This is a genomic window from Pseudomonas sp. Marseille-QA0332 (genome assembly GCF_054950175.1).
In genome coordinates this window covers 1,874,695-1,885,989 of the sequence record NZ_CM143106.1, presented here as the reverse complement: position 1 = coordinate 1,885,989, position 11,295 = coordinate 1,874,695, and the positions used below count along the sequence as shown (strand labels likewise).

The following is an 11,295-nucleotide window of genomic DNA, read 5'->3' as shown; positions in this document are numbered from 1 at the left end:
CAAGCATGATGTCGAACGGTCTCGCGCTTGGGCGGCGAAGGAAGCCTGGTCGTCCGCGGCATGGGATGGCGGATGGCCGGGTGGGGCGGGTAGAGGACGGGCAGGAACGAAAAAGCCCGCACGAGGCGGGCTTTCGGGAGGTGCCAGGACCGATAGGACCAGCCTGGCACCTGGATTTGGTCGGAGAGACAGGATTCGAACCTGCGGCCTTCTCGTCCCGAACGAGACGCGCTACCTGGCTGCGCTACACTCCGATGGGAATGATCTTATCCGATCCCTCCGGGGCCATGCAAGCCCCTGATGTCGCAGGAAATCCTCGTTCACAGCTCCTTGACGGTGCGCACCTGGTCCTTGTTGATACGGGTGTGCTTGCCGTCGAGCTGTTCGAACTCGTAGAAGCCGGATTCTTCATCATAGGAAGGCGTATCCACGGCCTGGAGCTCACGACCGTCATTGAGGGTGATCACGGTCGGCGATGCGCAACCGGCGAGCGTGGCCAGACCCAGTGCAAGTGCAAAAGCGGAAAGGGTACGTTGGAACATCGTCTTTCTCCGATACGAAGTGGTGGGATGACAGTGAGACGCAGGGTCGCCGCACAAGTTCCTTGCCCCTGCAGCATAGCGCCCGTACGAACCGGAGCAGGCCACCGAGGCCGGTACGGCTGCGGCGACGACGCATGGCCTGTGGTATAACCATCGGCATTCATCCTTCCCGTCAGCGGATTCCAGGTTTCCAGATGAAAGCCAAGGCAGACACTCCCTTCGTACCACTGAATATCGCGGTGCTCACCGTGAGCGATACGCGTACCTTCGAAACCGACACTTCCGGACAGCTGTTCGTCGATCGGCTCACCGAGGCCGGCCACCTGCTGGCCGCCCGCGTACTGCTCAAGGACGATCTGTACAAGATCCGTGCGCAGGTCGCGGCCTGGATCGCCGACGAGGTGGTGCAGGTGGTGCTGATCACCGGCGGGACCGGGTTCACCGGCAGGGATAGCACGCCGGAAGCCGTCAGCTGCCTGCTGGACAAGCAGGTCGAAGGCTTCGGCGAGCTGTTCCGGCAGGTTTCGCTCGCGGATATCGGAACCTCCACGGTGCAGTCGCGTGCCTTGGCCGGCCTGGCCAACGGCACCCTGGTCTGCTGCCTGCCCGGCTCAACCAATGCGGTGCGAACCGGCTGGGACAAGATCATCGGCGAACAGCTCGATGCGCGGCACCGGCCATGCAACTTCGTCCCTCACCTGAAGCAGGCAGCGCCCTGTGAAAGCCGTGGGTGAGCCGGCTACGAAGCGCTCCCTGATGCCGGTGGAGCAGGCACTGGAGCGGCTTCTGGCACTGGCCGAGGCGGCACCGATCGGCGCTACCGAACAGGTGCCGCTGGCCGCTGCCGATGGGCGCGTGCTGGCGCATGCCCTGGTGGCCAGCCTGGACCTGCCGCCGTGGGCGAACAGTGCCATGGATGGCTATGCTCTGCGCATGAGCGACTGGCAGGGCGAGCCTTTGCCAGTCAGCCAGCGGATCTTCGCCGGTCAGGCCGCGGCGCCGCTCGAGCCGGGCACTTGCGCGCGGATCTTCACCGGCGCACCGGTACCCGAGGGCGCCGACTGCGTCGAGATGCAGGAAAACGTCGAGGTGCTCGAGGACGGTCGGGTTCGCCTGCTGGCCCCGCTCGCCCTGCAGCAGAACATTCGCCCGCAGGGCCAGGAAACCCGTGTCGGCGAGCCGGTCATGCCGGCCGGTACCCGCCTGGGGCCGATCGAACTCGGCCTGGCGGCCAGCCTCGGCGCCGCGCTGCTGCCGGTCGTGCGTCGCCTACGGGTGGCGGTGTTGTCCACTGGCGACGAACTGGTGGAGCCTGGTTCCCCGCTGGGACCGGGACAGATCTACAACAGCAATCGTCGCCTGCTGCTCGGCTGGCTGCAAAGGCTGGGCTGCGAGGTCGTCGATGGGGGCATTCTGGCCGATGATCTGGCGCAGACCCGGGCTTGCCTGGCCAGCCTGCAGGATGTGGACCTGATCCTCTCCACCGGTGGAGTTTCGGTCGGTGAGGCGGATTACCTGGGCATCGCCTTGCGCGAAGCGGGTGAGCTGGCTTTCTGGAAGCTGGCGATCAAGCCGGGCAAGCCACTGACCGTTGGGCATTACCAGGGCATCCCCGTCATCGGTCTGCCTGGCAACCCGGCTTCGACCCTGGTGACCTTCGGCTTGCTGGCCCGTCCTTACCTGTTGCGCCGCCAGGGCGTGGCCGAGGTGGCCGCACTGCGTTTCGATGTGCCGGCGGGGTTCGACTGGCCCAAGGCCGGCGGACGGCGCGAGTACCTGCGGGCGCGCCTGGAGAACGGTCGGGCCTGCCTGTATGGCAATCAGAGCTCAGGCGTGCTGCGCAGTGCGGTGTGGGCCGAAGGGCTCGTCGAGGTACGCGAAGGCCTGACGCTGGAGGTGGGGCAAAGCGTGCCTTTCATTCCGTTCAGCGAACTGCTTGGCTGAAAGCCGGAGGTTTTCCCGCGCTCAGGGAGTATATCGGCCATCGGCGCGGTCGAGATTGCGGTGGCTCTGCGGAGGAGAAGCGCTATGGACACTCGACGGGCGATGCTGGTCCTGCATGGCAAGCAGGCAATGAACGAAGAAGTACGGGACGCCGTCAAGCAGATGCGCGAGCGTGGCTGGACGTTCGATGTACGCTTGACCTGGGAAGCCGGTGATGCGCAGCGGCTGGTCAAGGAAGCGCTGGAGGCCGGCTATGCCCATGTCGTGGCCGGCGGCGGCGACGGTACGCTGCGCGATGTGGCGCAAGCCATGGAGGGCGCCCAGGCGAGCCTGGCCTTGTTGCCCCTGGGCACGGCCAATGACTTCGCCCATGCCGCCAACGTGCCCCTGGAGCCTGGCGCGGCGCTGCTGTTGCTGGAACGTCCAGCCACGCCGGTGGATCTGGGGCGGGCAGGTGACAAGGCATTCCTGAACATGGCCACGGGTGGCTTCGGCAGCCAGGTCACCGCCAACACCTCGGAGGACTTGAAGAAAGCCTTGGGCGCGGCCGCCTACATGATCACCGGGATCAGTCGCTTCAGCGAGCTGCAGGCGGCATCGGTGGAGATCCACGGCCCGGACTTCCAGTGGCAAGGCCCACTGCTCGCGCTGGGTATTGGCAATGGTCGGCAAGCTGGCGGCGGGCATGAGCTGTGCCCCGACGCGGTGATCGATGATGGCTTGCTGGACATCAGCATCCTGCCGGCCCCACAGGAAGTGGTCGGCGCCTTGCGCGAGCTGCTGGTGGGCGAGGGGCTGTACATCCGTGCCCGACTACCCTGGGTGGAGGTGCGCAGTGTCCAGGGCATCGACATCAACCTCGATGGGGAACCGTTGCAGGCGCAACGGCTGCGCTTCGAGGCGCGCGCCAAGGCGCTGCGTCTGCACCTGCCGGCGGGTTCGCCCTTGCTCAGTCATCCAGGCTGATGATCTTCTCGCGTACCGCGAACAATACCAGGCCGGCCACGTCATGGATCTGCAAGCGTTTCATGACCTGTGAGCGGTGGGTTTCCACGGTCTTGACCGACAGGCCCAGCCCGTTGGCTATCTCGCGCGTGGTCTTGCCCCTGACGATCAGGCGCAGGATTTCCATCTGCCGGGCCGTGAGGTTGTACCGCTGCGCGGCAGCCTGGCGCTTGCCCTCCAGGTGGAGCAAGGCCTGGTCGATCACGGTCTGGGCGATGGCCGGGCTGAGGTAACGGCCGTTGTTGCACAAGGCAGTCAAGGCCAGTTGCAGTTCGACAGCGGTGGTGTTCTTGAGCAGGTAGCCATGGGCGCCGTGTTCCAGGGCGCGCATCACCAACTCCGGGTCGCGATGCATCGACAGGATCAGCACGCGGCAGGTCGCGCCGCATTCACGCAGCCTGGTCAGCGCATCCAGGCCGCCGGTAGAGTGCATGGACGCGTCGAGCAGGACGATGTCCGGCGACAACTCGGCAACCAGGTCGAGCAGCCGGCTGCCGTCGGCGGTTTCGCCGATGACCGAGAAGCCTGGGATATCCGCGACCAGTGCGCGCACGCCAGCACGGATCAGAGAATGGTCGTCCACCAGCAGCAGTCTACAGGTCATGGGTCGTCCGGTTCGGTCGCAGGCTCGCAAGCGGGAGGCAGGCCGGAGGATGCAGCCTGGCAGAGGACCTGCCTGCACCATGTTAGCACTTCGAGCCGGACAGGTCCCTGACCAACCGGCAGCGGTGGATTGCCGCGGTCGATCCGGATCTTCCTGGTTGAGGGTTTGAGCAGTACCACTGAAAGTTGCTTGTGAGCACCACGCTAGCCGGCAGCCGGGCCAGCGAGCACCTCGCGTTGGCCCAGGCTGTCCGCCAGATCCTCGAGCAGGACCACCTGTTCGGCAGTATCCAGATTGAGCAGACCGGTATGGGGATCGAGCAGTTCGAGCTGCCAGGCCAGGTGCGTCAGACATGCTTCTATGACTGGCAGGGCACGCGGCCGCAAGGCGAGGCGCAAGCAGGCCGGCTGCAACTGCTGGCCCAGCGTCTTGGCGAAGCTGGCCACTTCGGCCAGGCCGGCAGCCGCGGCGCGGCGCGAAAGTTCGTCCAGGGTTTCGGTGAGGTGCAGGCAGGCATCCGGATCGTTGTCGATCACCACCAGATGCAACAGGCAATCCTGGGCCCGCTCCAGCAACCTTTGCGCATCCTCCATGAAGGCCGGCAGCAGGCCGACGGGCAATGACGCACGTTCAGTCATGACGTTTCCAACCATCGAAGCTAGGAAACCTGCCGCCACGGCGAGGCCAGGGCTGGCAAAGCCTGTCGCTGTCCGCAGGTTCGAGAGGGGCGCAACATTAAAGGTTGAAGCCAGCTCCGCAAATCGGTTTCAACCTTACGGGAGCTAGGGAAATCCCTGAGCAGGGCGAGGAAAACAGCCAATGTGCGGTAGTGAGTGGGTGTGGTCCTGAAAAAATGATACTGAAATGACATCAATTTTGCCGGCCCCGTTCGTCGAATGGGTAAAGCTGGTCGTCGAACAGCCGATACAGCATCACCACGTTGTCTTAAACATTTGTTGCAATCCAGGGGGCTCAATGGCTGGCATTCTTGACACGGTAGACCAACGAACGCAGCTGGTGGGCGAAAATCGCCTGGAAATTCTCATGTTCCGGCTCGCTGGTCGACAACTGTTCGCCATCAATGTGTTCAAGGTTCAGGAAGTCCTGCAATTGCCGCGCCTTACCTTGATGCCGCAACGCCATGCCTTCGTCTGCGGCGTGGTCAACCTGCGTGGGCAGACGCTACCGGTCATCGACCTGTCCCAGGCCATCGGCATGCGTGCGCTGCAACCTGGGCCGAACAGCACCATCATCGTCACCGAATACAACCGTTCGGTTCAGGCATTCCTGGTCGGCAGCGTGGACAGAATCGTCAACATGAACTGGGAAGCGATCATGCCGCCGCCTTCCAGCGCCGGTCGCCAGCACTACCTGACCGCCATCACCAAGGTCGACGAGCAACTGGTGGAGGTGATCGACGTGGAAAAGGTGCTCGCCGAAATCGTGCCCTACAACGCCAAGGTTTCGCGCGACAAGCTCGAGGACCCGCTGCTGGCGCGCGCCCGCGGCCGAGAAGTGCTGCTGGTGGATGACTCCAGCGTGGCCTTGGCGCAGTTGCGTGAAACGCTGAGCCAGCTGGGCGTGAAACTGCATGTGGCCAGCGATGGGCTCAAGGCCTTGCGGCTGCTCAAGGGTTGGGCGGATGCGGGGGAAAATGTCGGTGAAAAGCTGCTGATGATCTTCACCGACGCGGAGATGCCGGAGATGGACGGTTACCGCCTGACCACCGAGATCCGCAACGATCCGCGCCTGCGCAATCTGTTCGTGGTGCTGCATACCTCGCTGTCGGGCAGCTTCAACGAGTCGATGGTCAGGAAGGTCGGTTGCGACAGCTTCCTTTCCAAGTTCCAGCCGGATCGCTTGGTGGATATCGTTCGCGAGTGCCTGCAGCGCCAACCTGCCGAAACCTGAGGCGGCTGCCGGCAGCGAGCTGGTCGAGCACTACGGGAGGCTCGGGCAGGCGGCTGCCGGCATGTGTCACATGTCGTCGAAATAACGCTCGTGCCAATCGACCAGCGGCTGAGGCGAATTGAGTTTCTGGCCGTAGATGACCGAATACGACAGCACGTTCTGCACGTACTGACGCGTTTCGTCGAACGGAATGGATTCGACCCAGACATCGAAGCTCAGGTGCCTGGCGCCCTTGAGCCACTGTCGTACCCGGCCCGGCCCGGCATTGTAAGCGGCCGAAGCAAGTACCCGGTTGCCGTTGAACTGCCCATGTACCTGGGTCAGGTAGGCCGCGCCCAGCTGAATGTTCTTCTCGGGATTGAGCACTTGGGCCGGCGAGGCCAGCGGTATGTCGTACTTGCGCGCGGTCTCCTTGGCGGTAGCCGGCATCAACTGCATCAGGCCGCTGGCGCCGACGCCGGAGCGCGCGTCTTCCATGAAGGCGCTTTCCTGGCGGGTGATCGCGAACACCCAGCTCGAGTGCAGGCCTCGGACCTTGGCCTCGCGTACCAGCGTATCGCGGTAGGCCATGGGGAAGCGGATTTCCAGATCGTCCCAGTACTTCGCCAGGCTGATGGTGCGGATGGCCGGGAAATACCAGCGCATGTCATAGGCCAGGCGCGCCTGCGCGACCATCTCGTCGCGATCGAAGTGACGGCTGACGTGGTACCACTCGCGGCGGCCGTCGACGATCTGGCCGCGGGCGTGGAACTCCAGCGCGCGCTGGACGCCGGGCGTGGCTTTTACCTTGGCCAGCAGCTGCTTGCTCAGCACCAGCGGCTTGCTGTTGAGCTGGTAGGGGGTGCGCGCCCGATCGGCGGCGAGGAAGCCGTAGAAATCCCGTTCTCGCGAGACGACCTTGTACAGTGCCATGACCTGCGGGTTGTCCGGTTGCGCCAGTTCCAGGCTGCGTGCCTGCCAATAGCGCCAGCGGTTGCTGGCCGCCAGCTCCGGCGGCAGGCGTCGGGTCAGCTCGTAGGCGTCCTGCCAGCGACCAAGGCGCAACAGCAGGCGCAGACGCCATTCGGTGACCGTGTCGTCGCGCAGCTCAGGATCGTAGCGGGTCATCAGTTCCAGCGCGCGAGGATCGTAGCGGCGCGCCAAGGTCAGGCCGATCTCGCGGGCGATGGCGACCTTCTCGTCCTTGGAGAAATGCATGCGCGAAGCATAGCCGTCGAGCAGCGCCATGGCTCGCTGTGGATCCTGGCGGGCCAGGCGGCGCAGGCCAAGACCGACCGCATCGGACATCGCCTCGTCGACCGGCTCGAAGCGTGTCGGCTGGTCCAGCAGTTCGGGCTTCTGTGCCACCTCGATCAGCAGGCGACCCTGGCGGCCCAGGGTGGGCAACGTGTTGACCAGGCTGTTGGCCAGGGCATAGTTGCGCGCTTGCGCGGCCAGCCTGAGCCTGTGCCAGCGACGGGCCTCGGTCAGCTGGCCTTCGGCGGCCCACATGCCGAACAGCGTGTCGCAGGCGGTCGGCTGGGACTTGCCCACGTTCCACAGCTTTTCCGCCGTGGCCAGGCCTTCGGCGCGCTGCCCGTGGATGAGCTGGTACTGGCCATTGAGGCAGTCGAGCTCGGTGAAGTTGAGTTTCGGGTCGTAGTAGCGGGCGAAAGTGGCCCAGTCGCCACGTTCGGCGAGCCAGCGCAGCCAGCGCAGCTTCATCCAGTTGGCCTGGGGCAGGTCGCCGTGGGCGGCCAGGAAACGTTCGATTTCCTCATTGCTGGCACTTTTGAGGCGGGCGGTCAGTTCGTCATAGGCCAGGTAGGGCGTCAGAGGATAGTCGCTCAGGGCCTGTGCGTAGCGCAGATAAGGGCCTTTGTCGCCCTTGGCCAGCGCACGCTTGGCCTCGTCGTAGTACTGGCGTTGCAACACCAGGTCGCCGGCCTGGGTCATGGCGCTGGTGGTGGCGGTGAGAAACAGGCAGGAGACGAGGGAGAACAGGCAGCTGCGCATGATACGTCCGGGCAGTTGAAAGCATGGAAAGTGACGGCTTCGCCAGCACAGGTTGAGTCGTACGACCTTAGCTTAGCTGTTTGCCGATAGGCGAACAAAGCGTTGTGCGACATCCGATCGCCGACGGGTCGGCCGATGGCAGGCCTGGGCGCATAATGCCTTGGGCGGCCAAGTCGGGTAGAATGCGCGCCCGGTTTCTGGAGAGAATCATGACCCTGCTCAAATTCAGCGATGTGTCCCTGGCCTTCGGCGCGATGCCGCTGCTGGACAAGGTGTCCTGGCAGATCGCCCGTGGCGAGCGGGTGTGCATCATCGGCCGCAACGGTACGGGCAAGTCGAGCATGCTGCGCCTGGTCAAGGGTGAGCAGAAGCCCGATGACGGCGAGATCTGGCGAGCCCCTGGCCTGAAGATCGGTGAGCTGCCCCAGGAGCTGCCTGTCGCCGATAGCCGCAGCGTGTTCGACGTGGTCGCCGAAGGTCTCGATGGCGTGGGTGCCTTGCTGGCAGAGTTCCATCATCTGAGCCAGAATATCGGCGGCGACGACGATCTGGACAAGCTCATGCATGTGCAGAACGAGCTCGAGGCGCGCGACGGCTGGCGCTTGCAGCAGCTGGTCGAAAGCACGCTCAGTCGCTTGCAGCTGCCCGCCGACAAGACCTTGGCCGAACTGTCCGGCGGTTGGCGCCGTCGGGTCCTGCTGGCTCAGGCACTGGTATCCGAGCCCGACCTGCTGCTGCTCGACGAGCCGACCAACCATCTGGACATCGGTGCCATCGCCTGGCTCGAGGAAGCCCTGAGCGGATTCAACGGCGCCGTGCTGTTCATCACCCACGACCGTTCGTTCCTGCAGAACCTGGCCACTCGTATCCTGGAACTCGACCGTGGCGGGTTGATCGACTGGAACGGCGACTATGCCAGCTTCCTGGTGCACAAGGAGGCGATGCTGGCCGCCGAGGAAACGGCCAACGCGCTGTTCGACAAGCGGTTGGCCCAGGAGGAAGTCTGGATCCGCCAGGGCATCAAGGCCCGTCGCACGCGCAACGAAGGCCGCGTACGGGCGCTCAAGGCGCTGCGGGTCGAGCGCGGTCAGCGCCGCGAGCGCCAGGGCAAGGCCAATATCCAGATCGAGTCGGCCGACAAGTCGGGCAAGCAGGTCATGCTCCTGGAAGACGTCAGCTTCGCCCATCCCGACGGCCCGTGGCTGGTCAGGGATTTTTCCATGGTCCTGCAGCGTGAGGACCGCATCGGTCTGCTGGGAGCCAATGGTACCGGCAAGACCACCTTGCTCAAGCTCATGCTGGGCGACCTGGAGCCCGGGAGCGGACGAATCGAGCGTGGAACCCGTCTCGAAGTGGCCTATTTCGACCAGATGCGGCATCAACTGGATCTGGAAAAGACCGTCATCGACAACCTTGCCGAAGGACGGGACTTCATCGAGATCGATGGCCAGAGTCGGCACGTGCTCAGCTACCTGGGCGACTTCCTGTTCAGCCCGCAGCGTGCCCGCACGCCGGTCAAGGCGCTGTCAGGTGGCGAGCGCGCGCGCCTGCTGCTGGCCAAGCTGTTCAGCAAGCCGGCCAACCTGCTGGTGCTGGACGAGCCCACCAACGATCTGGATGTGGAAACCCTCGAGCTGCTCGAGGAAGTGCTGTCGAACTACAAGGGAACGGTGCTGATGGTCAGCCACGACCGTGCCTTCCTCGACAACGTGGTGACCAGCACACTGGTCTTCGAAGGGCAGGGGCGGGTACGTGAGTATGTCGGGGGCTACGAGGACTGGATTCGCCAGGGTGGCTCGCCGAAGCTGCTGGGCGTGAGCGAAAGCAGGTCTGGCAAGTCCGAGCTCAACAGCGCAGTGGTGCAGGCGCCGAAAGCCGCGCCAGCGCCTGCCCCCTCGGCACCGGCCGAGCCGGCCAAGAAGAAGCTCAGCTACAAGCTCCAGCGCGAACTGGAGGCCCTGCCTGGACAGATCGACGCGCTCGAGCAGCAGATGGCTGCGGTTCAGGCGCAAATCGCCTCCCCAGGTTTCTACCAGCGACCGATTGGCGAAACATCGCCGGTACTGGCGCGCCTGGAGCAGCTTCAGGCAGAACTGGACGTGCTGGTCGAACGCTGGGCCGAGCTGGAAGACTGAAGACGTTGCGGCCTGGCCAGCGAGAATGGCCAGGCCGCGGCGCTCAGTCCTTCTTCTGCAGGCGCACCGCCAATACGTCGCAAGGGGCACCATGCAGCACATCGTTGGCCGTCGAGCCAAGCAACAGGGCCAGGCCATGGCGACCGTGACTGCCGACGACGATCAGGTCGCATTGCTGTTCGGTGGCCAGGGCATGGATTTCCTGGCGCGGCTGGCCGTATTTCAGATGCGAATCACCGCGCTGGATGCCTGGATACTTGTTGAACAGGCGGTCCATTCGCTCCTTGGCCTGATCGAACTGCTGCTGTTGCAGTTGCGAGAGGTCCATCGGCACGTCGCCGCCAAAGGCCATGGCCATCGGCTCGACGATATGCACCAGCGAGACCTTGGCGCCAGTGGGCTCGGCGAGCTTCATGGCACGCTTGATGACCGGGTCGCATTCTTCGGTCAGGTCGACAGCGACCAAGAGGTGTTCGTAGGACATGAGTGGCACTCCTGACAATCGCAATGGTTCAAGTATGGTCGTTTTCCGGCTGAGCGTGCGAGTCACGGCTAACCAGCTCATTTGCAACGCATTGTAGGGGCTACAGATATGACGATATGGCTGGTTGTGTCAATCCTTGCACTGGTGCTCAGCCCACTGGCCTGGCTGCGACCTTCGCGCAGGCAGAGCGAGCAGATGAGCCTGCGCATGACAGGGCGCAGGATGGGCCTGGCCATGCAGCTGGCCCCCCAGCAATGGCCGTACTGGTTGCACAAGGATCTGCCGGACCCGTGTCCGCAGTACTACCGGGCCCGGCGCAGAGGGCGCGCGGACAGCTGGTGCTACTGGCAGGCAGCGCCCGGGGTATGGCTTGACCAATGGCGTGAACCCTGCGCCGAGCCGCGCCTGGTCGAGGCGTTCTCACGCCTGCCCGAGAGCGTCCACAAGGTCGAAGCCGACTCGCGCATGCTTTCCCTGTATTGGGGCGAGCGCGGCGAGGAGTCTGTATTGGTGGATATTGCCGCGGTGCTGGAGCAGTTGGCTTGAGGGGCTGAGCTGCAAGCTTCAAGCTGCACGTGCGTCGCGGTTGGTCTTGGTTCTCTCTTCCCCAGAGTTTTTTCGTTCGTCGTGGTCTATACCACAGGTCTGGTCGTGTCCGTCACGAGGCTGTGAATG

11 protein-coding genes and 1 tRNA gene are annotated in these 11,295 nt (G+C 64.2%); 6 read left to right on the top strand and 6 right to left on the bottom strand.

Annotated features, from left to right (window positions below):
• Positions 1-177 precede the first annotated feature (177 nt).
• Both ACY8GK_RS08810 and ACY8GK_RS08805 read right to left on the bottom strand, forming a co-directional pair.
• A tRNA-Pro gene (locus ACY8GK_RS08810) sits at positions 178-254 on the bottom strand.
• 66 nt (positions 255-320) lie between these two features.
• Complete coding sequence (locus ACY8GK_RS08805) at positions 321-542, bottom strand: YgdI/YgdR family lipoprotein (RefSeq protein ID WP_196180106.1); 222 nt, start codon at positions 540-542, stop codon at positions 321-323.
• A 194-nt stretch (positions 543-736) separates the two neighbouring features.
• Between ACY8GK_RS08805 and moaB the strand changes: the two genes are divergently transcribed.
• The 3 genes from moaB (at position 737) to yegS (ending at position 3,452) form a co-directional block, all read left to right on the top strand.
• Positions 737-1,276 (top strand): molybdenum cofactor biosynthesis protein B, encoded by a 540-nt coding sequence (moaB, locus tag ACY8GK_RS08800; RefSeq protein ID WP_196180104.1) that lies wholly within the window; start codon positions 737-739, stop codon positions 1,274-1,276.
• A 22-nt stretch (positions 1,277-1,298) separates the two neighbouring features.
• Positions 1,299-2,486, top strand: a complete 1,188-nt coding sequence (locus ACY8GK_RS08795; RefSeq protein ID WP_196180199.1) for a molybdopterin molybdotransferase MoeA — start codon at positions 1,299-1,301, stop codon at positions 2,484-2,486.
• A gap of 84 nt (positions 2,487-2,570) precedes the next feature.
• Positions 2,571-3,452 carry a lipid kinase YegS gene (gene yegS, locus ACY8GK_RS08790; RefSeq protein ID WP_196180103.1) on the top strand — a complete coding sequence of 294 codons (882 nt, stop codon included), beginning with the start codon at positions 2,571-2,573 and terminating at the stop codon, positions 3,450-3,452.
• Here yegS and ACY8GK_RS08785 read toward each other — a convergent pair.
• Positions 3,436-4,095 (bottom strand): response regulator transcription factor, encoded by a 660-nt coding sequence (locus tag ACY8GK_RS08785; protein WP_196180101.1) that lies wholly within the window; start codon positions 4,093-4,095, stop codon positions 3,436-3,438. The genes yegS and ACY8GK_RS08785 overlap by 17 nt on opposite strands.
• 203 nt (positions 4,096-4,298) lie before the next feature.
• Positions 4,299-4,733 carry a histidine kinase gene (locus ACY8GK_RS08780; protein ID WP_196180099.1) on the bottom strand — a complete coding sequence of 145 codons (435 nt, stop codon included), beginning with the start codon at positions 4,731-4,733 and terminating at the stop codon, positions 4,299-4,301.
• 337 nt (positions 4,734-5,070) lie between these two features.
• Here ACY8GK_RS08780 and ACY8GK_RS08775 point away from each other — a divergent pair, with 337 nt between their 5' ends.
• A complete protein-coding gene (locus ACY8GK_RS08775) occupies positions 5,071-6,006 on the top strand; it encodes a chemotaxis protein CheV (RefSeq protein WP_196180097.1) in 936 nt (311 codons plus the stop codon).
• A gap of 66 nt (positions 6,007-6,072) precedes the next feature.
• Here the strand turns inward: ACY8GK_RS08775 and ACY8GK_RS08770 are convergent, their stop codons facing one another.
• A complete protein-coding gene (locus ACY8GK_RS08770; RefSeq protein WP_462402839.1) occupies positions 6,073-8,001 on the bottom strand; it encodes a transglycosylase SLT domain-containing protein in 1,929 nt (642 codons plus the stop codon).
• Between the two features lie 209 nt (positions 8,002-8,210).
• Here ACY8GK_RS08770 and ACY8GK_RS08765 point away from each other — a divergent pair, with 209 nt between their 5' ends.
• Positions 8,211-10,136 carry an ATP-binding cassette domain-containing protein gene (locus tag ACY8GK_RS08765; RefSeq protein WP_462402838.1) on the top strand — a complete coding sequence of 642 codons (1,926 nt, stop codon included), beginning with the start codon at positions 8,211-8,213 and terminating at the stop codon, positions 10,134-10,136.
• A gap of 43 nt (positions 10,137-10,179) precedes the next feature.
• Here ACY8GK_RS08765 and ACY8GK_RS08760 read toward each other — a convergent pair whose 3' ends face one another.
• Complete coding sequence (locus tag ACY8GK_RS08760) at positions 10,180-10,620, bottom strand: universal stress protein (RefSeq protein ID WP_196180091.1); 441 nt, start codon at positions 10,618-10,620, stop codon at positions 10,180-10,182.
• A gap of 108 nt (positions 10,621-10,728) precedes the next feature.
• On the opposite strand from ACY8GK_RS08760, the gene ACY8GK_RS08755 reads away from it, so the two are divergent.
• Positions 10,729-11,166 carry a hypothetical protein gene (locus ACY8GK_RS08755; protein WP_196180088.1) on the top strand — a complete coding sequence of 146 codons (438 nt, stop codon included), beginning with the start codon at positions 10,729-10,731 and terminating at the stop codon, positions 11,164-11,166.
• Positions 11,167-11,295 lie beyond the last annotated feature (129 nt).